27 protein-coding genes are annotated in these 26,193 nt (G+C 57.4%); 15 read left to right on the top strand and 12 right to left on the bottom strand.

From position 1 onward, the window contains the following. Nucleotides 1–8 precede the first annotated feature (8 nt). Nucleotides 9–3,050, top strand: a complete 3,042-nt coding sequence (locus ACR0BT_RS11250; RefSeq protein ID WP_480763147.1) for an efflux RND transporter permease subunit — start codon at nucleotides 9–11, stop codon at nucleotides 3,048–3,050. Here the strand turns inward: ACR0BT_RS11250 and ACR0BT_RS11245 are convergent, their stop codons facing one another. Both ACR0BT_RS11245 and carB read right to left on the bottom strand, forming a co-directional pair. Further along, the gene (locus ACR0BT_RS11245) at nucleotides 3,051–3,461 is read right to left on the bottom strand and encodes a VOC family protein (RefSeq protein WP_480562424.1); all 411 of its coding nucleotides are present in this window, start codon (nucleotides 3,459–3,461) and stop codon (nucleotides 3,051–3,053) included. A 102-nt stretch (nucleotides 3,462–3,563) separates the two neighbouring features. Further along, nucleotides 3,564–6,908, bottom strand: coding sequence for a carbamoyl-phosphate synthase large subunit (gene carB, locus ACR0BT_RS11240; RefSeq protein WP_170401770.1), 3,345 nt, complete (start codon nucleotides 6,906–6,908; stop codon nucleotides 3,564–3,566). Between the two features lie 177 nt (nucleotides 6,909–7,085). Here carB and ACR0BT_RS11235 point away from each other — a divergent pair, with 177 nt between their 5' ends. The 4 genes from ACR0BT_RS11235 to aspS all read left to right on the top strand — a co-directional run bounded on the left by ACR0BT_RS11235 (nucleotide 7,086) and on the right by aspS (nucleotide 11,338). Further along, nucleotides 7,086–8,213, top strand: coding sequence for an aminodeoxychorismate synthase component I (locus ACR0BT_RS11235; protein ID WP_480763243.1), 1,128 nt, complete (start codon nucleotides 7,086–7,088; stop codon nucleotides 8,211–8,213). Beyond that, the gene (locus ACR0BT_RS11230; RefSeq protein ID WP_480763146.1) at nucleotides 8,168–8,815 is read left to right on the top strand and encodes an aminotransferase class IV family protein; all 648 of its coding nucleotides are present in this window, start codon (nucleotides 8,168–8,170) and stop codon (nucleotides 8,813–8,815) included. Before ACR0BT_RS11235 ends, ACR0BT_RS11230 begins: the two co-directional genes overlap by 46 nt. A 71-nt stretch (nucleotides 8,816–8,886) precedes the next feature. Continuing rightward, nucleotides 8,887–9,483: a CPBP family intramembrane glutamic endopeptidase gene (locus tag ACR0BT_RS11225; protein WP_480763145.1), complete on the top strand. Its 597-nt coding sequence runs from the start codon at nucleotides 8,887–8,889 to the stop codon at nucleotides 9,481–9,483. 79 nt (nucleotides 9,484–9,562) lie between these two features. Next, complete coding sequence (gene aspS / locus ACR0BT_RS11220) at nucleotides 9,563–11,338, top strand: aspartate--tRNA ligase (RefSeq protein ID WP_480761249.1); 1,776 nt, start codon at nucleotides 9,563–9,565, stop codon at nucleotides 11,336–11,338. A 232-nt stretch (nucleotides 11,339–11,570) separates the two neighbouring features. On the opposite strand, the gene ACR0BT_RS11215 is transcribed toward aspS, so the two are convergent. Continuing rightward, on the bottom strand, nucleotides 11,571–12,287 hold the full coding sequence (locus tag ACR0BT_RS11215; RefSeq protein ID WP_170401760.1) for a response regulator: 717 nt from the start codon (nucleotides 12,285–12,287) through the stop codon (nucleotides 11,571–11,573). A 134-nt stretch (nucleotides 12,288–12,421) separates the two neighbouring features. Here ACR0BT_RS11215 and mce point away from each other — a divergent pair, with 134 nt between their 5' ends. Both mce and ACR0BT_RS11205 read left to right on the top strand, forming a co-directional pair. Beyond that, entirely contained in the window at nucleotides 12,422–12,826 is a 405-nt protein-coding gene (mce, locus tag ACR0BT_RS11210) for a methylmalonyl-CoA epimerase (protein ID WP_010441821.1), read from the top strand. Between the two features lie 5 nt (nucleotides 12,827–12,831). Then, nucleotides 12,832–13,107 carry a DUF1467 family protein gene (locus ACR0BT_RS11205; RefSeq protein ID WP_170392343.1) on the top strand — a complete coding sequence of 92 codons (276 nt, stop codon included), beginning with the start codon at nucleotides 12,832–12,834 and terminating at the stop codon, nucleotides 13,105–13,107. 1 nt (nucleotide 13,108) lies between these two features. Here ACR0BT_RS11205 and ACR0BT_RS11200 read toward each other — a convergent pair whose 3' ends face one another. From ACR0BT_RS11200 to ACR0BT_RS11190, 3 genes are all read right to left on the bottom strand, one after another. Continuing rightward, nucleotides 13,109–13,807 (bottom strand): EI24 domain-containing protein, encoded by a 699-nt coding sequence (locus tag ACR0BT_RS11200; RefSeq protein ID WP_170512503.1) that lies wholly within the window; start codon nucleotides 13,805–13,807, stop codon nucleotides 13,109–13,111. Beyond that, nucleotides 13,804–14,382 carry a nitroreductase family protein gene (locus ACR0BT_RS11195; protein WP_480763144.1) on the bottom strand — a complete coding sequence of 193 codons (579 nt, stop codon included), beginning with the start codon at nucleotides 14,380–14,382 and terminating at the stop codon, nucleotides 13,804–13,806. Before ACR0BT_RS11195 ends, ACR0BT_RS11200 begins: the two co-directional genes overlap by 4 nt. Before the next feature lie 136 nt (nucleotides 14,383–14,518). After that, nucleotides 14,519–14,767, bottom strand: coding sequence for a hypothetical protein (locus tag ACR0BT_RS11190; protein WP_170392337.1), 249 nt, complete (start codon nucleotides 14,765–14,767; stop codon nucleotides 14,519–14,521). A 121-nt stretch (nucleotides 14,768–14,888) separates the two neighbouring features. On the opposite strand from ACR0BT_RS11190, the gene ACR0BT_RS11185 reads away from it, so the two are divergent. From ACR0BT_RS11185 to ACR0BT_RS11165, 5 genes are all read left to right on the top strand, one after another. Continuing rightward, nucleotides 14,889–15,590, top strand: a complete 702-nt coding sequence (locus tag ACR0BT_RS11185; RefSeq protein ID WP_170818818.1) for a M48 family metallopeptidase — start codon at nucleotides 14,889–14,891, stop codon at nucleotides 15,588–15,590. Beyond that, on the top strand, nucleotides 15,590–15,958 hold the full coding sequence (locus ACR0BT_RS11180; protein ID WP_170818817.1) for a YigZ family protein: 369 nt from the start codon (nucleotides 15,590–15,592) through the stop codon (nucleotides 15,956–15,958). Before ACR0BT_RS11185 ends, ACR0BT_RS11180 begins: the two co-directional genes overlap by 1 nt. A 68-nt stretch (nucleotides 15,959–16,026) precedes the next feature. Next, entirely contained in the window at nucleotides 16,027–16,278 is a 252-nt protein-coding gene (locus tag ACR0BT_RS11175) for a DUF6455 family protein (protein WP_170420623.1), read from the top strand. A 17-nt stretch (nucleotides 16,279–16,295) separates the two neighbouring features. Beyond that, entirely contained in the window at nucleotides 16,296–16,559 is a 264-nt protein-coding gene (locus ACR0BT_RS11170; RefSeq protein WP_370644304.1) for a DUF6455 family protein, read from the top strand. Nucleotides 16,560–16,563: 4 nt separating this feature from the next. After that, nucleotides 16,564–16,821, top strand: a complete 258-nt coding sequence (locus ACR0BT_RS11165) for a DUF6455 family protein (protein ID WP_170512454.1) — start codon at nucleotides 16,564–16,566, stop codon at nucleotides 16,819–16,821. A gap of 3 nt (nucleotides 16,822–16,824) precedes the next feature. Here the strand turns inward: ACR0BT_RS11165 and ACR0BT_RS11160 are convergent, their stop codons facing one another. Next, nucleotides 16,825–17,067 carry a CDGSH iron-sulfur domain-containing protein gene (locus ACR0BT_RS11160; protein WP_010441831.1) on the bottom strand — a complete coding sequence of 81 codons (243 nt, stop codon included), beginning with the start codon at nucleotides 17,065–17,067 and terminating at the stop codon, nucleotides 16,825–16,827. Nucleotides 17,068–17,282: 215 nt separating this feature from the next. On the opposite strand from ACR0BT_RS11160, the gene ACR0BT_RS11155 reads away from it, so the two are divergent. Together ACR0BT_RS11155 and ACR0BT_RS11150 are read left to right on the top strand one after the other, a co-directional pair. Beyond that, nucleotides 17,283–17,471, top strand: a complete 189-nt coding sequence (locus ACR0BT_RS11155) for a hypothetical protein (RefSeq protein ID WP_255611743.1) — start codon at nucleotides 17,283–17,285, stop codon at nucleotides 17,469–17,471. A gap of 135 nt (nucleotides 17,472–17,606) precedes the next feature. Continuing rightward, the gene (locus ACR0BT_RS11150; protein ID WP_170392323.1) at nucleotides 17,607–17,963 is read left to right on the top strand and encodes a diacylglycerol kinase; all 357 of its coding nucleotides are present in this window, start codon (nucleotides 17,607–17,609) and stop codon (nucleotides 17,961–17,963) included. 16 nt (nucleotides 17,964–17,979) lie between these two features. Here ACR0BT_RS11150 and rimO read toward each other — a convergent pair whose 3' ends face one another. Further along, nucleotides 17,980–19,377: a 30S ribosomal protein S12 methylthiotransferase RimO gene (gene rimO / locus ACR0BT_RS11145; protein ID WP_480763143.1), complete on the bottom strand. Its 1,398-nt coding sequence runs from the start codon at nucleotides 19,375–19,377 to the stop codon at nucleotides 17,980–17,982. Nucleotides 19,378–19,470: 93 nt separating this feature from the next. Between rimO and ACR0BT_RS11140 the strand changes: the two genes are divergently transcribed. Continuing rightward, nucleotides 19,471–21,399: an AsmA family protein gene (locus tag ACR0BT_RS11140; RefSeq protein ID WP_480763142.1), complete on the top strand. Its 1,929-nt coding sequence runs from the start codon at nucleotides 19,471–19,473 to the stop codon at nucleotides 21,397–21,399. A gap of 51 nt (nucleotides 21,400–21,450) precedes the next feature. On the opposite strand, the gene ACR0BT_RS11135 is transcribed toward ACR0BT_RS11140, so the two are convergent. Genes ACR0BT_RS11135 through ACR0BT_RS11120 form a run of 4 tightly spaced genes read right to left on the bottom strand, consistent with a single transcriptional unit; the run spans nucleotide 21,451 to nucleotide 26,025 of the window. Next, on the bottom strand, nucleotides 21,451–22,947 hold the full coding sequence (locus ACR0BT_RS11135; RefSeq protein ID WP_223116835.1) for a phosphomannomutase/phosphoglucomutase: 1,497 nt from the start codon (nucleotides 22,945–22,947) through the stop codon (nucleotides 21,451–21,453). Nucleotides 22,948–22,962: 15 nt separating this feature from the next. Further along, a complete protein-coding gene (gene kdsA / locus ACR0BT_RS11130) occupies nucleotides 22,963–23,796 on the bottom strand; it encodes a 3-deoxy-8-phosphooctulonate synthase (RefSeq protein ID WP_170661846.1) in 834 nt (277 codons plus the stop codon). Nucleotides 23,797–23,801: 5 nt separating this feature from the next. Continuing rightward, nucleotides 23,802–25,388, bottom strand: coding sequence for a KpsE/RkpR family capsule polysaccharide export protein (locus tag ACR0BT_RS11125; protein ID WP_480763141.1), 1,587 nt, complete (start codon nucleotides 25,386–25,388; stop codon nucleotides 23,802–23,804). Then, nucleotides 25,366–26,025: an ABC transporter ATP-binding protein gene (locus ACR0BT_RS11120; protein WP_170392311.1), complete on the bottom strand. Its 660-nt coding sequence runs from the start codon at nucleotides 26,023–26,025 to the stop codon at nucleotides 25,366–25,368. Before ACR0BT_RS11120 ends, ACR0BT_RS11125 begins: the two co-directional genes overlap by 23 nt. Between the last annotated feature and the right edge of the window lie 168 nt (nucleotides 26,026–26,193).

Genomic DNA, 26,193 nt, shown 5'->3' with positions numbered 1-26,193 from the left:
GCGGTTTCATGAGCATCGCACGCGCTTCGATCGACCGGCCTCTCTATACGTGGCTGTTCATCCTGATCGCCCTGTTCGGCGGCATTTGGGGTTTCACGTCGCTAGGTCGCCTTGAAGACCCGGCCTTCACCATCAAACAGGCGGTGATCGCCACGCAATATCCCGGTGCGACTGCCGAACAGGTGGCGCTGGAGGTTTCAGAACCGCTGGAATCTGCCATTCAGCAGATGGGCGAGGTGGATGTCATCACCTCGGTCAACCAGCCGGGACAGTCGCTGATCGAGGTTGAGATTAAATCCACCTATGACGGCAGTGAGTTGCCCGACATCTGGACCCGTCTGCGCGCCAAGGTGCGCGATGCAGCACGCGGTCTGCCTTCGGGCGTGGGTGCGCCTTATGTGAATGACGGGTTCGGGGATGTGTTCGGCCTGTTCTATGCCGTTACGGCAGAAGGGTTTTCTGACGCCGAGAAGCACGAACTGGCGACCTTCCTTCGCCGCGAATTGCTGACGGTAAGCGGTGTTGCAGATGTCGAGGTTCAGGGCTTGCCGGATGAGGCGATCTTTATTGAGCCGGACCTGTCGATCTCGGTCAATCAGAACGTTCCGCTGCAGGCGATCAACGAAGCTATCGCAAACGCGGACTCGGTCAACGCTTCGGGTTCGCTGCGATCCAATAGTGACCGCACCACGATCTTGACGGCCGAGGGCTCGGACAGCGTGTCGGCGATCGCCGGCCTGTCGGTTGGATCGCAGGGGCAGGTGATCAATCTGTTTGATATGTCAGATGTCTATCGCGGGCGGCAGAATGATCCCGATATCATGATCCGATTCAACGGCGCTGAAGCTTTCACGCTAGGTATCGCTGGGCTGGCCACTGAAAACATCGTCGAAGTCGGGCAGCGTGCAGATGCCAAACTGGCCGAACTGGATTCCGAAATCCCCTTTGGTGTCGAAATCCTGCCCATCTATCAGCAGCATGTTATTGTCGATGAGGCCTCGAACGCCTTCCTGCTGAACCTCGCCATGTCAGTCAGCATCGTGGTCGCGGTTCTGGGCATTTTCATGGGCTGGCGCGCGGCCATCGTCGTGGGTTCCACACTGTTGCTGACCGTTGTGGGCACTTTGCTCTTCATGTCGATGTTCTCGATCGAGATGGAACGGATCTCGCTGGGCGCTCTGATCATCGCCATGGGGATGCTGGTCGACAACGCCATCGTGGTGGCCGAAGGAATGCAGATTTCGATGTTGCGGGGAAAATCCTCGCGCGATGCTGCGGAAGAGGTTGCGTCAAAAACGCAGATCCCACTTCTGGGCGCGACGGTGATCGGGATCATGGCTTTCGCCGGGATCGGGCTCAGTCCTGACGCGACCGGGGAGTTCCTGTTCTCGTTATTTGCCGTGATCGGCATTTCACTACTGCTGAGCTGGGTTCTGGCGATCACGGTGACACCTTTGCTCGGACACTATTTCTTCAAGCAGGGCAAAGAGGGTGAGGTGGATGCCTATGGCGGCATCCTGTTCCGCGTCTACGGTGCAATCCTGAACTGGGCGCTTCGGTTCCGATGGCTGGTAGTGGCCGGGTTGATCGGGGTCACAGTCGTCTGTTTTGCGGGCTTTGGACTGATGAAACAGCAATTCTTCCCAAACTCGAACACGCCGTTGTTCTTCGTGCACTACAAGCTGCCACAAGGCACGCCGATCGCCCGCACGGCGGAAGATATGGCCGTATTCGAGGGCTGGCTGGCCGAACGTGATGACGTCGTCTCGGTTGCCACATTCGTCGGGCAGGGGGCCACGCGGTTCATGTTGACCTATGCTGCCGAGAAGCCAAACCCAAGCTATGGACATATGATCATCCGCACCGAGGCTTTGGACGACATTCCTGCCTTGCAAGCCGATCTTGAGGAGTTCGGTTCAGCCCAGTTCCCCGAAGGCGAGTTCCGCACCAAACGCCTGATTTTTGGTCCCGGTGGCGGCGATCCAATCCAGGCTCGGTTCTCGGGTAGTGATCCGGTTGTTCTGCGTCAACTGGCCGAAGAAGCGGTACAGCGCATGTCAGCCGCATCTCCGAATGCGCTACATGTGCATCACGACTGGCGTGAGCAGGAATTGGCCGTGCAGCCGATCTATGCCACGGAGCGCGCCCAAACAGCAGGCGTATCGCGCGAAGACATTGCGGCTACGTTGCAGTTTTCGACCGATGGCATCACGGGCGGCGTTTTGCGCGAGCGCGACCGCCAGATCCCGATCATCTTGCGCCGTCCGGCGGATGGGGACTATTCGATCGTCGATCAGGTGGTTTACTCCGATCAGTCGGAACGTTTCGTTCCAATCGAGCAGATGGTGGATGGCTTCGACTACAAGGCGCTCAATACGTTGGTTCACCGCCGTGACCGAGTGTTGACCATCACGGTTGGAGCGGACATCCCCCCTGACATGACCGCCGCGCAGGTCCACTCCGAAGTACGCAGTGCCATTGAAGCGATGGAACTGCCGATCGGCTATCGTATGGAATGGGGGGGCGAGTTCGAGGATTCAGGCGATGCGCAGGCCAGCCTTGGGCGGCAGTTGCCGCTGAGCTTGCTGATTATGGTGTTGATTTCCGTATTGCTGTTCAATGCAATCCGGCAACCGGTCATTATCTGGCTACTGGTCCCGATGTCCGTAAACGGCGTGGTTATCGGTCTGCTTGGAACAGGCCTGCCCTTCACCTTCACAGCGCTATTGGGGCTGTTAAGTCTGTCAGGGATGCTGATCAAGAACGGCATCGTACTGGTGGAAGAAATCGATCTGGTCCGCGCTACTGGCAAAGCCCTGCGTCCTGCGATTGTTGAGGCCTCTGTCTCGCGTCTGCGCCCGGTAATGTTGGCGGCGATCACGACGATTCTGGGGATGGCACCGCTTCTGACGGATGCGTTCTTTGTGTCCATGGCAGTCACGATCATGGGCGGTCTGGCCTTTGCCACGATCCTGACCATGGTTGCCGCACCTGTCTTCTACATGTTGTTTTTCAACCGTGAAGAAAAGCGACGTCTGGCTGCTGGTTGATCAACCGCCCGCATCCTCCTTTGGATCATAATGGTAGTAAAAACAGGATAGCTTGTTGCCATCAGGATCACGCAGATAGGCCACATAGAAACCGGGCTCGTAATGAGGTCGGACGCCCGGTTTGCCTTCATCCGTGCCGCCGTTTTCCAGACCCGTGGCATGGAAATGCCGAACCTGAACGGCACTCTGAGCGGGAAAGGCGATCATCGTGCCATTGCCGGTACTGGCGGGGGCTCCATCAAAAGGTCTGCAGATCCAAAAGCCGGTCCCGCTGTCGGGATCGGCGCCCCATCCGGCCCAACCGTCGATCCATCCGGGCAGGCGTGGCTGACCAAGAACTGCGAAGATCGCATCATAAAAGCGGATAGCCCGCGGCAGGTCGTTGCTTCCGTATGTGGTGTAGAGGTCCATGAGCACTCCTTCCCCGCCCATCATGTGGGCGATGGGCAAGGAGGGGAAGAAAAAAGACCCCGGCCGAGGCCGGGGTCCATTCATTCATACCATTGCCGGGGCTTAGCCCTGCAGCGATTTCACCTCAACATCGCCTTCGGCCTGCGCCTTGATCGCCAGCGCGGCGGCATAGCTTGCTGCGGCTGTGGTGTAATAGGGGATCTTGTCATACAGCGCGATCGACCGGATTGATCGGCTGTCTTCCACCGCCTGTGCGCCTTCGGTCGAGTTCATGACCAGCTGCACGCCGCCGTCCTTCATCAGGTCGGTCACATCCGGGCGGCCTTCGTACACTTTGTTGACCACGCCGCACGGCACACTTTCTTCAGTCAGCCAGGCTTGTGTGCCGCGGGTCGCAACAAGCTCAAAGCCTTGCTCAACCAGAACACGCGCTGCTTCGAGCATATCCGGCCCTTTGTCAGCATCCTTGATCGAGATAAACGCACGACCTGCGCTGGGCAGCACCATACCGGCCCCCATTTGTGCTTTCAGGAAAGCGCGCGGGAAGTCGCGATCCCAGCCCATGACCTCTCCGGTCGAACGCATTTCAGGGCCCAGGATGGTGTCAACGCCGGGGAAGCGGGCGAAAGGTAAAACGGCTTCTTTCACCGAGAACCACGGCATGTCGGGATCGGCCAGCGTCATCTGGTCGGCGATTTTGGTGTCATCGACCGTTTTGTAAGGGGGGCGTTTCGGGAAATTCGCCAGTTTCTCGCCCGCCATCACCCGCGCCGCAATCGACGCAATCGCGCTGTCAGTGGCTTTGGCCACAAAAGGCACGGTGCGGCTGGCACGAGGGTTGACCTCAATCAGGTAAATCTCGTCATCCTTGATGGCGAACTGCACGTTCATCAGGCCGACGACATTCAGCGCCTTGGCCAGCTTGAACGCCTGATCCTTAATCTGTTCGATGATCTCTTTCGACAGCGAATAAGGCGGCAGCGAACAGGCCGAGTCGCCCGAGTGCACGCCGGCCTCTTCGATGTGCTGCATGATGCCTGCAACATGCACGTCGTTACCGTCGCACAGCGCGTCCACGTCCAGTTCGACCGCACCGGCCAGATAGCTGTCCAGAAGAACCGGGCTATCGCCCGAAACCACCACGGCCTCGTTGATGTAGCGCCGCAATTGATCCATGTCGCGCACGATTTCCATCGCGCGGCCGCCCAGAACATAGGAGGGGCGGATGACCAGCGGGAAGCCGATATCTTCGGCAATCTCCAGCGCCTTTTCGTCGGTCGAGGCGATGCCGTTCTTGGGCTGCTTCAGGCCCAGTTCATTGACCAGCGCCTGGAAACGCTCACGATCTTCGGCGAGGTCGATCGCGTCGGGCGTGGTACCAAGGATCGGGATACCTTCAGCCTCCAACGCATTGGCCAGTTTCAGCGGGGTCTGCCCGCCAAACTGAACGATCACTCCATGCAGCGTACCGGCTTCCTGTTCCTTCGTAAGGATTTCCATGACGTGTTCGAAGGTCAGCGGCTCGAAATACAAACGGTCCGAGGTGTCATAGTCCGTTGAGACCGTTTCGGGGTTGCAGTTGACCATGATCGTTTCATAGCCCGCCTCGGTCAGCGCGAAACAGGCGTGACAGCAGCAGTAGTCGAATTCGATGCCTTGACCGATCCTATTCGGGCCACCGCCTAGGATGACGACCTTTTTGCGGTCGCTTGGACGCGCCTCGCATTCGACCTCACCCATCATCGGGGCTTCGTAGGTCGAGTACATATAGGGGGTCTGCGCCTCAAATTCCGCAGCGCAGGTATCGATGCGTTTGAAGACGGCATTCACACCCAGATTGCGGCGGGCGCGGCGGACGTTGTCTTCGTCACGGCCGGTCAGATTGCCCAGACGCGCGTCGGTGAATCCAAGCATTTTCAGTTTGCGGATACCGTCCTCGGTAACCGGCAGACCATCTTTGCGCACCTGACGCTCGGCCTCGATGATCTCACGAATGCGGGCCAGGAACCACGGGTCGAACTTGGTGACACCGAAGATTTCATCGTCGGTCAGGCCGTGACGCATGGCCTGCGCGATTGTGCGCAGACGATCGGGGGTCTGCTGGCTGATCGCCTTGATCACGGCGGCCTTGTCGTCGGCTTCTTCCCAGACTCCGACGTTCAGACCGGGGATTTCGATCTCATCAAAGCCTGTCAGACCCGACTCCATCGAGGCCAGAGCCTTTTGCATCGATTCGTGAATGGTGCGGCCGATGGACATGGCCTCACCCACCGACTTCATCGCGGTGGTCAGGTAGGGTTCCGAGCCGGGGAATTTCTCAAAGGCAAATTTCGGGATCTTGGTGACAACATAGTCGATGGTCGGCTCGAACGAGGCCGGGGTGACCTTGGTGATGTCATTGTCTAGCTCGTCCAGCGTGTACCCAACGGCCAGTTTTGCGGCGATCTTGGCAATCGGGAAACCGGTCGCTTTGGACGCCAGCGCCGACGACCGCGATACACGCGGATTCATCTCGATCACGACCATGCGGCCATCTACCGGGTTGATCGCCCATTGCACGTTCGAGCCGCCGGTTTCGACGCCGATTTCGCGCAGCACGGCAATCGAGTGATTGCGCATGATCTGGTATTCTTTGTCGGTCAGCGTCAGGGCAGGGGCCACGGTGATCGAGTCACCGGTATGCACGCCCATCGGGTCGACGTTTTCGATGGAACACACGATGATGGCGTTGTCAGCGGTGTCGCGCACCACCTCCATCTCGTATTCTTTCCACCCCAGAAGACTTTCATCGATCAGGATCTGACCGACGGGGGACGCATCCATACCCGAGCGGCAAATATGGATATAATCCTCGCGGTTATATGCGACACCGCCGCCGGTGCCGCCCAGCGTAAAGGCGGGGCGGATGATGGCGGGCAGACCAACTGTTTCGAGGGTTTCAAGCGCCAATGCCACACCGGCGTCGAGATCTTTCTTGCCGTTCTCATCCTTGGGGGCCGTCACGATCTCGGCCTTGGGGTTTTCGATGCCCAACCTATCCATCGCCTCGCGGAACAGGGCGCGGTCTTCGGCCATTTCGATCGCGTCGCGCTTGGCGCCGATCATCTCGACGTTGAACTTATCCAGCACGCCCATCTCTTCCAGCGCCAGCGAGGTGTTCAAGCCGGTCTGTCCGCCCATAGTGGGCAGTAGGGCATCGGGGCGTTCTTTTTCGATGATCTTGGCGACAACTTCGGGCGTGATCGGCTCGATATAGGTCGCATCGGCTAGTCCCGGGTCGGTCATGATCGTTGCAGGGTTCGAGTTCACCAGAATGACCCGATAGCCTTCCTCGCGCAGCGCCTTACACGCCTGCGCGCCGGAATAGTCGAACTCGCAGGCCTGACCGATAACAATGGGGCCTGCCCCGATGATCATGATCGACTGGATGTCGGTTCTTCTCGGCATGGCTTGGCCCCTTCAATTGTCCGCGAGTCAGGGCACCGCCCCAGCGCCCAAATTGTCCTGCGTTATAGGGACCGCGCGAAAAGGTGCAAGAGGTATCGGAAACGGGTTTGAAATTGCCGCTTTCCCCTCTTTCCCTTGGCGCGCTATTCTCTATACCGCGCAGCACGGCAAATGAGGATGCAATTGCGTATTCGTTTCGATCAAGGACCAGCTGGGCGCGGAACCCGGTTTGAGCGTCCGTCCCGGATTATCCGCGCGGATAACGCGGCGGAGGTGCCCCAGGCTCTGGCAGCGCTGGATCAGGCGCGCGCGGATGGGGCCTGGCTGGCAGGGTACGCAAGTTATGAGCTGGGCTACGTGCTAGAACCCCGTCTGGCAGACCGGCTGCCAGAAGGACGACGCCTGCCGCTACTGTGTTTCGGTGTGTTTGACGCACCGGATCGCGTTGGACTTCCAAAGGCGTCGGGCAGTGTCACTGCGTTTCAGCCCCGCTGGGACGAGGCGCGATATACGCAGGCCTTTCGTACGGTGCATGAGGCGATTGGTGCGGGTGACATTTATCAGGCAAATCTGACCTTCCCAATTGATCTCGATGTAACCGGAGACAGCGTCGCGCTTTATGCGGCGCTTGCGGCTGGTCAACCCGTCGGCCACGGCGCCTTGGTTGAGCAGGAGGGGCTGCCTGATCTGCTGAGCCGTTCGCCGGAACTTTTTTTCCGAACCGACGCCGAGGGCAAGATCGAAACGCGCCCGATGAAGGGAACGCAACCGCGCAGCGAGGACCCGGTCGAAGACGAGCGTCGACGCGCTTTTCTGTCTTCGGATGAAAAAAACCGGGCCGAAAATCTGATGATCGTCGATCTGCTGCGCAACGATATTAGCCGGGTCGCGCTGGCCGGATCGGTGAAAGTACCCGAGCTGTTCAAGGTTGAGACCTATGCGACTGTCCATCAGATGGTCTCGCTTGTGCAGGCGCAGTTACACCTTGGCGTAGGCCTTTCGGATATTCTGACCGCCCTGTTCCCGTGCGGATCAATCACCGGAGCGCCAAAGATTCGCGCGATGGAGATCCTGTCCGAACTGGAACCTTGGCCTCGCGATGTTTATTGCGGAACCATCGGTTGGGCGGCCCCGGACGGTCGGTCGGAATTCAACGTGGCCATCCGGACCCTCATGGTTGAAGGTGGCAAGGCGACCCTTAACGTAGGCGGCGGGCTGGTCTGGGACAGCACCGCGCCATCGGAATATGAGGAGGCGCTATGGAAAGCCCGCTTCGCCCACCAACTGAGCCTGATTTCCGTCTGATCGAAACTTTGGCCTACAGGCCGGGGCAGGGGTTCGTCAGGCTTGATCGTCATTTGGCCCGCATGGCGCGCACAGCACAGAAGTTCGGCATTGATTTTGACCGAACCGCCGCTTGGACGATTTTGGATGCGAGTTTGGGTGAGATTGCATTGCGCTGCCGTTTGACCTTGGACGCGGATGGCAAATTTGAACTGACGTCCGGAGAATTGGCTGCCAATCCGCCCGTCTGGCGTGTGGATTTGGCCAAACAGAGACTATCATCATCGGATATCTGGCTGGGTTACAAAACGACCCGACGGGCCGTCTATGACATGGCGCGGGCGGGCTTGCCGCTAAGAGTTGATGAGCTTTTGTTTTTGAACGAACGGGATGAGCTTTGCGAGGGCACTATCACGAACCTGTTCCTGACCATGCCCGACGGCAGACGACTGACGCCCTCACTGCGATGCGGATTGCTTCCCGGGGTTTTGCGCGAGGAATTGTTGGATAATAAAGAAGTTACCGAATCCGTTCTGACCTTGACCGATCTAAAAAACGCGCAGTCTATCCACTGTGGAAATTCCCTTCGGGGGCTGATCCGTGCGGAGCTTGTGGCACCTTGAGCAAAAATACCGAATGGGTGGAGACCCCTGTTACCAATTCACGCCTCAGGATTGAGTTTGTGCTCTTTTTTGTGGCGGTTCCCATAGCCATCGCGACATTGTTCCCGCCAAACTGGATGTTCCCCTCGCTTTTTGCGTTTACCGGACTGGGCATACTGCTGCTGCAGGATACGCCCGGTTTTTCCTGGGCGGAGCTTCGGTATGGCTGGCGAAACTGGTCGTGGACCGAAGTCTTTGCATTTACCCTGTTCATGGCTGCCTTCTGTTCCGCCCTGGTGCTGTGGGCGCGACCGGATGCAGCCTTTGTTTTGCTGCTGCATCGGCCAGAGATGTTGATATTCATCTGTATCGGCTACCCGTTGTTGTCCGCTCTGCCACAAGAGCTGCTTTTCCGCTCTCTCTTTTTCCGACGCTATCACGCGATCCTACCTGAAGGGCGGGCCGCATACCTTATGAACGCTGGCCTGTTTTCGCTTGCGCACCTCATGTACTGGAGCTGGGTAGTAGCCATCATGACTTTCGTCGGAGGCCTCCTGTTCACCTGGGCCTACCGCAAGCGCGGATCATTCTTTTATGCAGTTCTTCTGCACGCAATTGCCGGTAATATTATCTTTGCGGCAGGGCTGGGCGTCTATTTCTACTCGGGCAACGTGCAAAGGCCGTTTTGACGGCGCGACCCGCCTTGACTTTCCAAGCCTGACGGGGTGTATCGGCGCGACGAATTCTGCGCCCGAAGGGATATGATCCATGCACGCCTATCGCAGCCACACCTGCGCCGCTCTGACCGCCGCCAATGTCGGTGAAACCGTCCGCCTGTCCGGTTGGGTGCATCGTGTCCGAGATCACGGCGGCGTACTGTTCATCGACCTGCGCGACCATTTCGGTGTGACCCAGGTTTTGTGCGACGGCGATAGTGCGGCATTTGCTGAACTGGAAAAGGTACGGTCCGAGTGGTGCATCCGCATCGACGGCACTGTCAAAGCCCGCGACGCTGATCTCATTAACCCGAAATTGCCGACAGGCGAGATCGAGGTTTATGTGCGTGAGCTGGAGGTTCTTGGTGCTGCCGACGAATTGCCGTTGATGGTGTTCGGCGATCAGGAATACCCCGAGGAAACACGTCTGCGCTATCGCTACCTCGACCTAAGACGCGAGGCGATGCAGCAAAACATGACCCTTCGCTCGGACGTTGTCGCATCTATGCGCCGCCGGATGTGGGATCAGGGATTCCGTGAATATCAGACACCGATCATTACCGCATCGTCGCCCGAAGGCGCACGCGACTTTCTGGTCCCCTCGCGACTACATCCGGGCAAGTTCTACGCCCTACCGCAGGCCCCGCAGCAATTCAAACAGCTGATCATGGTGTCGGGCTTCGACAAATATTTCCAGATTGCACCCTGCTTCCGCGATGAAGACCCGCGTGCAGACCGATCGCCCACCGATTTCTATCAACTCGATCTAGAGATGTCGTTTGTCGAGCAGCAGGATGTGTTCGACACCATCCAGCCCGTGCTGACTGGTGTGTTCGAAGAGTTCGGGGGCGGGCGCAAAGTCGATCAGGAGTGGCCGCAGATTTCCTACAAGGACTCAGCCCTGTGGTACGGCACCGACAAGCCTGACCTGCGGAACCCCATTAAGATGCAAGTGGTCTCTGACCACTTCCGCGGTTCTGGCTTCGCGATATTCGCGAAACTGTTGGAGCAGGAAGGCACCGAAATCCGCGCTATCCCAGCGCCGAGCGGTGGCAGCCGCAAATTCTGTGACCGTATGAACGCATTTGCCCAGAAAGAAGGTCTGCCCGGTATGGGTTACATTTTCTGGCGTGATCAGGGCGAGGGTATGGAGGCCGCAGGTCCACTGGCCAAGAACATCGGCCCCGAACGAACCGAGGCGATCCGTCAGCAATTGGGTCTGGGCGTCGGTGATGCCGCGTTCTTCCTGGGTGGTAAGCCAAAAGCCTTTGAAAAGGTGGCCGGAAAGGCCCGTGACGTGATCGGAGATGAACTGAATCTCACCGAGAAAGACCGCTTTGCCTTTGCCTGGATCGTCGATTTCCCGATCTACGAGCAGGACGAAGAAACCGGTGCGATTGATTTCGAACACAACCCCTTCTCGATGCCGCAGGGCGGGATGGACGCTTTGCAGGGCAACCCTCTGGACGTACGCGGGTACCAATATGATCTGGCCTGTAACGGCTACGAATTGGTTTCGGGTGCCATCCGGAACCACAAACCCGAGATCATGCTGAAAGCCTTTGAACTGGCGGGCTATGGTGAAGACGAAGTGAAGTCACGCTTTGGCGCACTGTTCAATGCCTTCCACTACGGCGCCCCGCCGCACGGCGGCTGTGCCGCAGGTATCGACCGGGTCGTGATGCTGCTGGCGGATGAGGCCAACATCCGCGAGGTCATGATGTTCCCGATGAACCAGCGCGCCGAAGACCTGATGATGGATGCGCCATCCGATCCGACCTCGGATCAGTTGATGGAACTGGGTCTCAGGATCATCCCGCAAGACTAAATCTAGCCGCCCGCCCTGAGCGGGCGGTTTACGTTTGGGGCAGTGCAATACAATCGGTGTATTCGCCGCGCCACGCAAATCTGAGTTGCGTGGTGGTCTCAAAACAAGCTCAACTCAATCCAGTGGATTTGCGGCATCCCGACGATTGCGGATGCTCCTGGCCGTCTGTCGTGTCAGGCGGTAGACCCAGATGCAAAGGATCGATGCGGTAATAAAGTACGCGGTCAGCATCTCAGATCGCCTCTTGCCGCTCGAGCCGATCCTGAACCAGACCCGCAATCCGTGCAGCCTGGGCGGTGACCGGTGTCCCCTGCGCACGAGATTGGGCAAGGTCCCGGGCTGCTTCGGCAAGCACAGTATCTTCGGCGTCTCGCGCAACGCTTTGCAGGAATTGTACCGCATAATCCAACGTGCGCTGATCAGTGGGGCCGGTAAGCACGTCGGCGATATGGGCCATGTCGTCCCGATAGGCCAGCGGATCGGGCTGAACGATATTATCCCTGACGGAATCCAGACCTCCTGGGCGGCGATCTTCGGGCAGAAGTTCAAGTATGGAGGTCTGGAAATAAGCGACCGAGGTCAGGGGTTTGGCCAGAAACCCATCTGCACCTGCGCGTCTGGCGATAACCTGCATGCTGTCATCGCCAGACAGCCCGAGAATGACACCGATGCGGGGTACAGCGTGGGTCATTTCGGCTATCAGGTCAGCGCCGGACCCGTCAGGAAGACCCATATCGACGATCAGGACCGAGGGACGATAGATTTGCAGATGGCGCCGCGCTGATTTCAGACAATCCGCACGACGGATACGCGCACCGCTATGCAAGCACATCAATCGTATTGCATCGCACGCATAGCGGCTGTCTTCGACCACAAGGATTGTTTGGCCCAGCAGCGGTCGCATCTTGGTGGCCAGCGCTGGAGAGGCGAAAGGTCCCGAATCGTCCATGGCAGAACTCCTGTTTAGCAGATGCCTCACGCTAGGAACTTCTGGCTAATACAGGGTTAACGACGATTTGGCGCACTTGTCCTTTGGGTATACTGCCCCCATAACCGCTGCAACGCAGAAGGAAGGAGAGTCCCATGATTGGTCGCCTGAACCACGTAGCCATTGCTGTTCCCGACCTAGAGGCCGCATCGGCCCAGTATCGCAATGCGCTTGGCGCCAAAGTCGGCGCTCCACAGGATGAGCCGGATCATGGGGTCACCGTGGTCTTTATTGAACTACCCAACACCAAGATCGAATTGCTGTATCCGCTGGGTGAGAACAGCCCGATCAACGGATTTCTGGAAAAGAACCCATCAGGCGGCATCCACCATGTCTGCTATGAGGTCGAGGATATCATCGCAGCCCGCGATCATCTGAAAGAGACCGGTGCGCGCGTTCTGGGATCGGGTGAACCCAAGATCGGAGCGCATGGCAAACCGGTGTTGTTCCTGCACCCGAAGGATTTCAACGGATGCCTCGTTGAGCTGGAGCAGGTCTGAAGTCGATGACCATTACCGCCGCTCTGGTTCTTTTCGCTGTAATTTGGTTTCTGACCTTGCTGATTGTTCTGCCTGTGCGCATCAAAACGCAGGGGGATCTGGGGGATATTGTTCCGGGCACTCATGCGGGTGCGCCGGAAGTCCATCACATGAAGAAGAAGCTGTGGATTACCACCGGGATATCGGTGGTGCTGTGGGCGATCATTGCCGGCATCATTATCTCCGGCGTAATCAGCGTGCGCGATTTCGATTGGCTGAACCAGCTGGAACCGCGCGAGTAGCTCAGGTTCGGCTACCCGACAGACCGTGATAAATGTGCGTGAAGGTCGCCGCTCCTAGGATCGGGATCAACAGGTTGACCAATGGCACAGAGAGCGGGACCGCCATAAGAATACCGGCGACCCAAATGGTTGTCGCGTGCTTTGCGCGCAGCTTTCGCGCCCCCTCGCGCCCCAGTCGGCGCATCGCAGCCAGGGTGAAATATTCTCTCCCCAGAAGAAACCCGTTCATACCCCAAAAGATAAACAACGCGAATGGCGTGAAGAGTGCATAGAGGATCAATGCCAACAGGTTGGCAACGATCAGTACACCCAGAAAACTGAGAGTATCCCTTAGCGCATCGCCAAAGGGGATGCGCTTAGCCGGCGGCAGACCGGGGTAATGCTTATCCTCAACCGCCTGTGCGACCTCATCCAGAAACATCGAGGTGATGGCTGACGCAACGGGGACCATCAGAAACACCGACAGCACCATCATCAGCAGGAATGATGACACGCTGAGCAGGTCGTTCAGCCATGTCACCTCACCCAGTATTGGCAAGGTGGCCTGATCGCCGACCAGCGCGTTGATCAGCCACAAAAATCCGGCATAGGCAGCCACCAACAACGCGAATGTCAGGCCAACACCCAACAGAAGTACCTTGCGGAATCTTGGGTCGCCGATCTGTCCCAGCGCCTGTAGAAACGACTGGATGATGATCATTCGGAAACCCATTGGGTTAGCGCCGCCACATTGGGGCGCGGTCGTTCGGGCGGGGTCGTACCTTCGGTTGCGATATGGATAAAGCCTGCAATCTTCTCGTTTTCGGCCAAGCCAAGCCCCTGTTCGCAAAACTCGCGATCATGCGATTGCCAGCCGGACAACCAATTGGCCCCCCAACCTGCGGCCAGCGCTGCGTTCAGCAGAGCCAGACATACCGCACCCGCTGAATAAGTCTGTTCAATTGCCGGTATCTTGTCAGAAGGTTTCTGCACCTCAATAACAGCAACCGCCAAATGGCCCATTTCGAATTGGCTGCGCGCCTTGGCGATATCTTCGGGCGATTTTCCCAAGGCGAGACCACAAGTTTCTGTAAGATCTGCAAGGCGTTGCATGGCCCCATGCTCGACAACAACAAAACGCCAGGGTTCCAGCTTTCCATGGTCCGGGCTGCGCGCTGCAGCAGTCAGCAGCGGCCTCAGCTCTTCCCGGGTCGGGGCCGGGGCTACCAGCGTTTTGGCCGGACGAGACCGGCGCGCGTGCAGAAAATCCAGCGCAGCTTGGTTCTTCAGGATCATATGTTAACTTCCTTCACATGGCAGTCTGTATGTCGGAGGCATACTGTTCTCTTTCAAGGGCAAACTGCTCATCAAAAGGCGACAAATTCAATCTGAATTGCTGCTTGTGATCAGACACAAGATCCAAAAGGAACCACTAGTCTTTGGTGCTCTCGGACTCACGTATCTGATAAACGCCCTCGGGCAAATCCAGCGCAGCGGCCAGATCGCGTACCTGCTCTGGTGACAGGGTAATCTTCTGAATCTGATCGGTCCGCGGGTCCAACTGCTCAAGTGTGACGCATTCAGCGAAGTTGTTGATGACGACATCCTCTTGCAAAGGCTTTGCGCCTTCGTCCACCAGCGTAATCACCGTCGAGTCGAATTCGTGTTCAATTGAAAACATATGTGCAGAGTGCAGGGCATAAGATCGCAATGCAACCCGTTGCAAGCTGTAATCGGCTGTGGCCCGGCCTTAAATGCCGCGCTATGCTTGTCTGCCGACAGAGTGACCGAAAGGAATGTGAATGCGCCGTCTTGCCCTGTTGCTGGTGATGCTGTTGGCGGCTTGCGATATGTCGCCTGTTATCGCGATCCCGGCCGATCAATGGCAGCCATCGTCATCAGAACAAAAGGACAGGGCGCGCGTATTCGAGCAGGTCAGCCGGGCTGTCGGAACGACCGCAAGCCGGGAATGCCGCCGCCAATCGAGGACTGCCAATTGTGATTTTGTGATTTTGGTTGATCTCTCGTCAAAGGCCCCAGCGAATGCGTTTCAGACCTTGGACAAGGATGGGCGGCCGCTAGTCGTTTTTACACAGCCGATGATCGATGCAACGCAGAACGCGGACGAGATGGCCTTTGTCATGAGCCATGAGGCCGCCCACCATATTTTGGGTCACATCGCCCGGCAGGCGCAGAACGCCAAAGAGAGCGCGCGGATATTCGGTGAACTCGCGCGCAATCAGGGCGCGGACGATGCAGGGATTGAGCGCGCACAGGCGCTGGGTGCTGAGGTCGGGGTGCAGAACTACACGCGTGAGTTCGAATTGGAAGCGGATCGTCTGGGGACACAGATCACTTACGCGGCGGGGTATAATCCGCTGGTCGGGATGGCTTTCTTCCAACGCATTCCTGATCCGGGTGATCGTTTCCTTGCCACGCACCCTCCCAATGCCCAGCGGGTCGACGTTGTGTTGCAAACGGCGCGGGAACTGGGATTACAGTAATGGTCAACTTAACCCGATTGGGTGTCGTTCTCAGTGATCGCGGGTCGAAATATGCTGTGACCGGCGCGGGGGTCACCAGTCGTGCTGATGTCGATGCGGTGCTGGCGGAACTGAAATCCGACAAGGCATATGCGAAGGCAACTCACAACATGTGGGCAGCCATCTTGCCAAACGGTGCGCTCAAGGCCGATGACGGAGAGTCTGGCGCGGCAATGGTCATTTTGCGGATGATGGAGCGGGCCGAGCTGACGGATCACGTAATCATCGTGACACGCTGGTACGGTGGCAAGAAGCTGGGCGGGGACCGCTTTCGCCGCGTGCAGGACGCCACGCGGGCCTATCTGGACCAGCTGGCAACCGGGCATTGACCTGAGTCAAGGGCACTGTGCGGGGCATGCGTTACCCTTTCCATAGAGTGAATGGAAAAGGAAACCGCATGTCTGATCGTGAAACGCTGCGACGTCACGCCGACCTTGTAGATCGGATGGCCACGACGCTGGGCGTAGATTTGCAAGAAGTTGCCATCGAAGGGGCCTTACAGTTCGACGAAATCTCGGACGCGGTATTGCGGTGCACGGAATGCCCGAATCCGGGCCATTGCAAGGCCTTTCTGGCCAAGAACCTGACAGCGCCCGACACACCTGAATACTGCCGCAATCACGAGCTGCTGAACAGGCTCAAGCCGTAACGCCAAAGGGGGGTACCGTGCCACGACTTGGACGGATCATGACCCATCTTCGCCTTGTATTGCGAATGGCACAGGCGACGGGAGCCGACCTTGCCACCGCACATCGCGACGGGCACCTGAGCCAACAGGAATGGGCAGATATGGTTCAGCTCTGCCGCGGGTGCGAATGGGCGCGGGCATGCCCAGACTGGTTGAACGAGAACGAAACGGCGGAAAGCGCGCCCTGCACCTGCCCAAACCGGCACAGGTTCGCCACCTTGAGGGTCAGCAAACAAAGGTGATCAAATGGACCGAACATCACTGGGCGAGATCGAAAAACACTTTTGGCTGACACGCTCGGTCGCGCGATCCTTAGGGATTTCTCTGACCGAAGCAATGGCCGAAGGGAAACTGACACCTGCCGACTACGCTCAGATGGTGACCCGATGCCGGGGCGCAATATGCGACGAACGTTGTCAGATATGGCTTGCCGCACAACAAGGAATGGCTGAGAAAGCACCTGATTTTTGTGCCAATGCTCAGGTTTTGAACGACTTGACCTGACTTTCAGAGCTTATTGTGCGTTCCGTCGCACAACGGAGGATTGGCGCAGTGCTTACAGCCACAAAAAAACACCTTTTTGCTGGCCTCAGCCGTATATTTTACGGGTTCGAACGACGTATCTTTGTGCGAACCGTCGCAAAATGGTTGCCGCTTGGACTTGCCACAGGCGCACCAGAAATAGGTTTTTCCTTCGGTCACTTCGACCGGATAGGGCGATTTCTGGGCGATGATCGGGGCGTCTGACATGTGGCTACTCCGTCTTTGGCTGATGTCGAAGTCAAAGTTTAGGGCTCTTTGTCAAAAAAGGTAGACTGCGAATGAAAACCCGCCTTCCAGCGTGGTTTCGCCTTTATTCACGAATGCGTTATCGATTCGGTTGCCATATGAAATTCTTGGTCCTATTCTGATACCGGCCCCGAAAAACTGGGCAATATCAGAAAAGTAATAGAGGATTGATGGACATGAAACTGAAATTTGCTGCTATCTGCGCCACGGCCGTTGTATTGACTGCGTGCTCGCAGCAAGAGGAACCGACCCCGGTTTACATCCAGCCCGACTATGACAAGTTTGGTACACCCAGTTGCTCGGCAGGCTATGAACTGGCCACAACCGAAGCAGGCCAGACCGTATGTAACCCGGTCACCCAATAAGTATGAAGCAGGCGGTTCTGATCGCAGGGCCGCCTGCGCACCTCTAAAAAGAACACCGCCTTCGAGGCGGTTTTTTCTTGCCTTTCTGCTGTGGGTCGCGGACGTCTTCTTGCAGGACGACTGATCGGAATCCCCATGCGCAAATTCTTTGACCACCTAAAGGATCGTACCCGCTGGAGCTGGCAGGGCCTGGCTGCAACCTGGCGGCAAGAGTATTCGTTTCGTGGGTGGGTTTGGGCCAACCTGATTTCTGCTTTATTGGCGCTTGCACTCCCCCTAGGTACGGCAGAACGGGCGCTGATCCTTGCTCTGGGCATTCTGGTCTTGGTGGCCGAGCTATTTAATACGGCCATCGAGCGTGCCGTCGATCACACCTCGACCGAGCACCACGCGTTGGCGGGGCAAGCCAAGGATGCAGCAAGTGCAGCGGTGGCGTTGTCTGCAATCGCTGCCGGAGTGGCGTGGATCGTGATTTTGATCGGCCTGCTCTAGGAACAGACGCCTTTTGTCACGCCAAGGGGTGCAAACGCCCCCACAAGTCATATTCTCCGGCCTCATCCACCTCGACCGTGACGATATCCCCGGGTTTCAGGCCTTCGAAGCCTTCGTCGATAAACAAGTTGCCATCGATTTCTGGAGCATCGGCCTTAGTGCGGCAGGTTGCGGCCTCTTCATCCACCTCGTCTACGATGACATCGAGTTTTTGGCCAACCTTTGCTGCCAGCTTGGCCTCAGAAATGGCCTGAGCTTTCTCCATGAAACGCTCCCATCGCTCTTGCTTGACCTCGGCCGGGACATGATCCGGCAGGTCGTTCGAGCGGGCGCCATCGACATTTTCGTACTGGAAACAGCCGACACGATCCAACTGCGCTTCGTCCATCCAGTCCAGGAGCGTCTGGAACTCTGCCTCGGTTTCTCCGGGGTAGCCGACGATAAAGGTTGATCGCAAAGTGATATCCGGACAAATAGCGCGCCAGTTGGCAATCTCGTCCAGAGTTTTTGCCCCGGCGGCAGGGCGGGCCATACGTTTCAGAACATCGGGATGCGCATGTTGGAATGGGATGTCGAGATACGGCAGCACATTGCTACCCGCATCTGCCATCAGCGGGATCAAATCGCGCACATGGGGGTAGGGATAGACGTAATGAAGCCTGACCCACGCATCGAATTGGCCGAGTTCCCGTGCCAGATCGGTGATATGGCTGCGCACCTCCCGATCTTTCCATGGGTTCACGTCATACTTACGATCCAGCCCATAAGCCGAGGTATCCTGTGAGATCACAAGCAGTTCGCGCACACCGCTGTCGACAAGTTTCTCAGCCTCGCGCAGCACTGCATGGGCCGGGCGGCTTGCGAGTTTACCGCGCATGTCGGGGATGATGCAAAACTTGCACTTATGATTACAGCCCTCGGAAATCTTGAGATAGCTATAGTGGCGCGGGGTAAGTTTGACGCCCGAAGCGGGCAGCAGATCGACATAAGGGTTTGGATCGGGTGGTACGGCTGCATGTACTGCGTCCAGCAACCGTTCGTACTGATGCGGTCCTGTAACCGCCAGAATGCGCGGATGGTGTTCCCGGATATAGTCAGGCTCAGCCCCCAAACAGCCGGTCACAATGACCTTACCGTTTTCAACCAATGCCTCGCCAATTGCGTCCAGCGACTCGGCCTTGGCGCTGTCCAGAAACCCGCAGGTATTCACAATAACGGCATCAGCACCCGTGTAGTCCGGCGAAATGCCGTACCCCTCGGCCCGCAACCGGGTCAGGATGCGTTCGCTGTCAACCAGCGCTTTTGGACAACCCAGCGACACCATTCCAAGGGTCGGTTGGCCACGGCGGGGCGTCTCGGCGATCCGGGCCTCTGGGGCTAGATCGGGGCGGAGGTTCGGTGGGTTCGTGCTCATGGCCGGGCATATAGAGGGGAAAGCTTCCTCTTGCAAATCCCGCCCGCTCGGGGCTGACTTGAAACAGAGCAGAAAGGCCGGAAAGGCAGACCCATGAAGTGGCTCATTCGTTTTCTATTTCTCATAGTTGCAGCCTTCGGGCTGGTCATTGGTGCCTTGCTGCTGATGCCAGGCGAAAAACTGGCGACAATACTTGCTGAACAAGTCAAGGCGCAAACAGGCCGCGATCTCGCGTTGACCGGTGACGTCAAACTGTCATTTTGGCCGGTATTGGGGATGGAAACCGGCCCTGTGACATTTGGCAATGCGCCTTGGGCCGGGCCGGAACCGATGCTAAGCGCCCAAAGCCTCGCGGTTGGGGTCGATGCCTCGGCGTTGTTGTCTGGGAATATCCGGATCAAACGGGTGTTGGCCGATAGCCCGGTTCTACGCCTTGAACGCGCCGATGGGCGCGGCAACTGGGAGCTGCATCAGCCAGGTAACTCCTCGCAAACGGGCGCTACGGCGCAAGCCGTTGAAAGCCGACCCATCACGCTCGAGCGGTTGGAACTGACCAATGCGCGCCTAATCTATCTTGAGAATGGCGCGGTTAGTATGGATTTTGCCGATGTCGATCTTTCGGCCCGCTGGCCTGACGTAACGGCCCCAATGGAAATGCAAGCCAGTATGTCCGTCCCCGGAGGCAGCGTCGCAGTGGACCTTACCATCCCCGACTTGCCCGCATTTTCCAGCGGCGCTGTCACGCCGTTGCAGCTGAGCCTAACCGCGCCTGGCGGAGATATTCAGTTCTCGGGCCGGGTGAATCTGGCCGGCGAAATGGATGGCAAGACGACGGTCACGGCCAAGGACACTCAAAAGATGCTGGCCGCGTTTGGTCAGGGAGGAGTCACCGTGCCCGAGGGACTAGGACAGGTCGCGAGCGTATCCGGGCAGATGACCTATACCCGGGACGGGCGGATTTCATTGCGCAACATGATCGCGGTTCTGGATCAAAACCGGCTTGAGGGCGAAGCTGATATCCAGATTTCAAATCCGCCCCAGATGACTGCGCGTCTGAACGCAGGCGATCTCGACTTATCGAAGGTAAGCGGAGGCAACGCTTCTGACGGCACCTCAGATACGGAAGGGTGGTCAAAAGCCCCAATTGATGCGTCGTTTCTGGCGCTGGCAAATGGCAAGATCCGCTTGCAAGCGACCTCGATTGCGGTTCCGGGTATGACCTTTGGGAAAAGTGATCTGACACTCAGCCTTGATCGGTCGCGGGCTGTATTGCAGATGCACCCGGCCTCGCTGTTCTCGGGGCAATTGAACGGCCAGGTGGTCGCCAATAATCGCAACGGTCTGTCGGTTGGTGGAAATCTGAAAGCCGCCAATATCGATATCAACGAAGCGCTCGAAACGCTTGGGGATATCAAACGGCTTTCGGGCACCGGTTCAGGCAATCTTGAATTTCTGGGCGTCGGACAGAGCGAAGATCAGATCATGCGATCGCTCAGCGGTAAAGGAGATATCGAGGTCGGGCGGGGCGTTATCTCGGGGCTGGATCTTGACCGCCTTATGGGGCGGGGAAAGGGATCGGGTGGTACGACCGTATTCAACAGCCTTACGGCCAGCTTTACGATGAAGAATGGCGACTTGACCAACAAGGACTTGTTGATGCAGCTGGATAATTTCCGGGCGGACGGTACGGGCCGCATTGGCTTAGGAGCTCGCGATATCGATTATCTGTTCACACCAGTTGCCCTGCGCGCCAACTCAGGGCAGGGGATATCGGTACCCGTCCGAATTAAAGGTCCGTGGAGCGACCCGTCGATCAAGCCGGACCTTACCAAAGTCATTGAGGCGGCAGCCGAAGGCAAAGTTAAAGAACTGGAAGACGACGCAAAGAAGAAGGTTTTGGAAAAGGTTGGTAAAGAACTGGATACCACGGTGACGGATTCCGATCACATCGAAGACGCGCTGAAGAACAAGCTTGAGGATGAGGCCAAGAAAGGCCTGCTCAAGCTGTTTGGCGGGGATTGATCTAAGCGCGATAACAAAGGGCGCCGAAATGGGTGCCCTTCATAGTGTCATTTAGATTGTCTGATCGTATTCGCCCACGCCGGGTTCAGTTCGAATGACGGCGTCGATATCTGCGAAGATCGCGCGCATTTCATCCTCGCTTTCGCTGCTTTCGCAGACGACGACCAGATTGGGTGTATTGGATGACGCGCGGACGAGTCCCCAACTGCCATTGTCCAGAATGACCCGGGCTCCATTGACGGTCACGACCTCTTTGATAGCCCGCCCCGCAAAGCGTTCGCCCGCATCGGCTTTGGCGACCAGTCTTTCGACCAAGCGCTGCAGGATTTCGTATTTCTCAGTATCCGCTGCGTAAGGAGACATGGTGGGTGTTGACCACGTCTTGGGCAGCGCCTTGCGCAGGTCCGACATGCTTTGATCCGGGTTACGGTCCATCAGTTTGCAGATTTCCACCGCCACGCGCATTCCGCAGTCGTATCCGCGCCCGACCGGTTCGGCCAAGAAATAGTGTCCCGATTTCTCAAACCCAGCCAGCGCACCGATTTCCTTGACGCGGCGCTTCATATGGCTATGGCCGGTTTTCCAGTAGTCGGCTTTGACCCCAAGCGCTTGCAACTCGGGATCGCTGGCGAACAGCCCAGTGGATTTCACATCGGCTACAAAGGTCGAACCTGGATGCAGCTTGGCCAGATCACGGGCCATGATGACGCCGACCTTATCGGCAAATATCTCTTCGCCTTCGTCATCCACAACACCGCAACGATCGCCATCCCCATCAAACCCTAGCGCCAGGTCCGCGCCGCTGGATTTGACTGTGTCGGCCATGTCATGCAGCATTTCCATGGCTTCCGGGTTCGGATTGTAATTGGGGAAGGTGTAATCCAGCCGTGTATGGCTGGGCACAACCTCAACCCCGATCCTTTCGAAAATCTCGGGCGCGAAGGCGGCGGCGGTGCCGTTGCCGGTGGCACAAACCACTTTCAGCGGACGCGACATTTTGAAGTCACCGACCAGATCGTCGATATAGGCTTCCTTCACGCCATCGACGAATTCATATGACCCGCCCGGGCGTGCAACACCTTCCCCGTTCAGGACGATGTCGCGCAGTTCCGACATTTCGTCAGGGCCGTGGGTCAATGGGCGGTCAAAGCCCATTTTGACGCCGGTCCAACCGTTCGGGTTATGGCTTGCCGTGACCATCGCAACCGCCGGTACGTCCAGATGGAATTGCGCGAAATACGCCATCGGGCTGAGCGCTGGGCCGATATCTTTCACCTGAATACCCGCCTGCATAAGTCCAACGATCAGAGCGTTTTTGATCGACAGGGAATAATCGCGATAGTCATTTCCCACTGCAATCACGGGTTCGATCCCGCGTTTGAGCATCTGTGTGCCCAGACCCAAACCCAGGGCCGTCATGCCTGGCAGATTGATCTCATCGGGGTATTTCCACCGCGCGTCATATTCGCGAAAGCCCGTGGGCTTGATCATCGGATCGCGCAGAAAGCTCCAGGTGTTTGGGGTCACCTCAGGCAAAGGCTTGGTCATCACAAATCTCAATCGTTAAATCTGAATTGGGTTTTCTTTGGCTAGCGCATCAAATCGCATCAATGTGTCAACCAGATGGCCCATTTGATCCAGAGGGATCATGTTCGGCCCATCTGAGGGGGCGGTGTCGGGATCCTGATGGGTTTCTATGAAAACGGCTCCGACGCCCAGAGATACAGCGGCGCGCGCCATCACCGGCGCAAACTCACGCTGCCCACCCGAGGAACCACCTTGGCCGCCGGGCTGTTGCACCGAGTGGGTCGCGTCCATGACGACCGGATATCCGGTTTGCGCCATCTGCGGCAGCGACCGCATGTCCGCGACCAACGTATTGTAGCCAAACGAAGTTCCACGCTCGGTCAGCAGGATGTTCTGATTGCCAGTGCTTTCGATCTTTGTGACGATATTCGGCATTTCCCACGGGGCAAGAAACTGCCCTTTTTTTACGTTGACCGCTTTGCCGGTATTGCCCGCCGCCAGCAGCATGTCCGTCTGACGACACAGAAACGCAGGGATTTGCAGAATATCGACCGCCTCAGCCGCAATCGCGCATTGCGCTTCGGTATGGACATCGGTCAGTACCGGTATGCCCATGGTCTTGCGGATATCTTCCAGCACTTGCAGCCCGGACTCCATGCCCATGCCGCGCTTGCCGGACAGCGAGGTCCGGTTAGCTTTGTCATACGAGGCCTTGAACACATATTGCGCACCTGCGGCGTCGCATGCCTCTTTCATGGTGCCGGCGATCATTTGGGCGTGATCGGCGGTTTCAAGCTGGCAAGGGCCGGCAATGATGGTCAGCGGAAGGTCGTTGCCAACCGTCAGGTCGGCTATTTTTACATGTTTCATGAGTCTTACGAGGATACCTGTTCACGAAGGACCGACGCGGTAAGCGAGATCATCAGGTAGATACCAGCAAATAACAGGAATGCCAAAATCGTATTTTCGAACTTGCGCGGATAGCTGGGCTCCTGGCTGGCGACCGGGTTCACCGAGACGGTCAGATACCGCACTTTTCGATTGGCCTCGGTCCGTGTAGCTTCCATTTGCTGCATTGCCGTTTGCAGCATCATGTCACGCGCCGCCAGATCGGCCTGAGCCATCTGGATTCGCACGCTCAAACGCGCCAGCGAATTTTCGCCCGCCGACACATCCAGCATCTCGGCATTCAACTCATCAAGGACCGCTTGCAGCCGCGCGATATCCGCCCGTGTACCATCCACCTTGGCCTGGTTGGGGCGCGTATTATCGAGAAGCGCGGCCAATTGTAGTTCTTTGTCCTGCAGCTCGAATTCGAACTGATCGATCCTTCCTCGCAGGCTGGCGATCACACTTTGCGGGTCCAGTATCGCACCTTGCAGCTGCAGTTCGATCAGGTCTTCCTGAGCCTGTCTGCGTGCCTCTTGCGCAGCCTCAAAACTCGCCAAGGCATCGCGCATCTGGTCTTCGCGTTTCAATTCAGTCAGACCATTGATGGTCTCTTCCGCGTAAGAGATAAGCCGCCTGGACAAATCGACCGCTATCTCGGGGCTCGGCGCTGCGACCTCCATTCGGATGACGCCGTCACTAGGATCATATCCGATTGTGATCATACGCTTATAAAGCTTGTAGGTTTCTTCAAGCGTCGCATCAGCCGGCAATCGTTGGATCGGGTCTATCCAATCCTGCCGAAAAAACTCAGTAAATCCGACATCACGCTCAAGCCGTTCCAATGCATCCTTGGATTCCAGAAATTCCTGAGTGGACACGGAATCCTGCGCCGTCGCAAACTGCGTGCCCGCCAGAAATCCACCGAACGAGGCACCGCCGCCATCCGCTTGCAAGATCGAAAACACCGAGTCGCTGGCATACAACGGCGTCGCCACGCGATAGAAATAGTAGCCCACGATAAACGTTGGAATGAATACGAACACCGTCAATCGTGCGAATAGCCCGGCAAGCTTGCGGCGGCGGCGGCGGGCGATGTCTTTCTGGATCTGCCCGATTTCATATTCACGACGTTCGGCCGGGCTGAGTTCGGGTCCTGGCAGGTTCTTCTGCGAGTCTCTGGTCGTTTGCGGCAGGTGAATCTTTATATTGTCTTGCGCGGCGTCATCACCAGTTGGCTTACCTTGGTCAGGAGCTGCCAGATCAAGCAGGTTTGTGCGCTGAAACGGATCAATTCCTTTCTTTCGTAACAGCCGGACCGCATCGTAGTCTGACGTCGCCGCCAGCCCGTTCTTGTGCGCCAAACGCCGCGCGACGCGCAATTGCCGCCCTGTCAGACCTTCGCGTTTGATCGCGTCCAACTCGTTGCCCGGTTGCTGAGTGTCGTCAGCCGAGTCTGTGCCTTGGGTCGCCTTTCGGATGCGCGAAATGGCGTCCGAGCGTGCCTCGGCAGTGCCAGAACCGCGTGCCGTGCGGTCGGGGTTGTATTTCCTAGCCTTGGGTTTGGTAGTCATAGAGCTGCTTTGCCTCTTCCAAGGTTTCAAACATGTAAAGCTGGCCGTCTACCAATACCGCAGCCTGCCGCGCGAATTTTTCAAGAAGCGAAGGGTTGTGCGATACGATCACCAAGGTTGTCGTGCGCAGCTTCTCTTTCAGAATGTCGCCCGCCTTCTTGTTGAACTCGACATCGGTTGTCGAGGGCATCCCCTCATCGATCAGATACATATCGAAATCCAGGGCCAGCATCAGTGCAAATGTAAACCGGGCCCGCATTCCGGACGAATAGGTTCCGAGCGGCTGGTCGAAATACTCACCCAAGTTGCACAGCCATTTGCAGTAGGCTTCGACATAGTCGGGATCCATGCCGTAGATCTTCGCGATATAGCGTGCGTTCTCCAGCGCGGACAGGCGCTTGGCCACACCTCCTGCAAAGCCCATGGGGAAGGATACGCGGCAGTCGCGCCGAATCACGCCTTCGTCGGGCTTTTCCAGCCCTGCCATCATGTTGATCAACGTGGTCTTGCCGGTTCCGTTCGGGGCCAGCACGCCAAGAGATGTTCCAAGCTCGACCCGGAACGAGACCCGATCCAGAATCACCTTGCGGCGGGTTCCGGTCCAGAAAGACTTGCTGACATTTTCGAATTCCAGCATGTGCGGCCTGCAGATCGCTCGGGGTTTTGACGGTTTGAGGATCGGTGTGCTACCGATCCATGTTGGCCACATTATGTCGAAATATGAAACAAATGATCAATGCGCATCCGCGTTCATGACATTGATGTGTTGCAAGGACGGTTTCATTGGCTCGAGGGTAGATGATGC

It is taken from the genome of Ruegeria sp. CJ6 (genome assembly GCF_056536665.1).
Note: the sequence above shows the minus strand (reverse complement) of the source record. Positions and strands in the feature narration are given on the sequence as shown.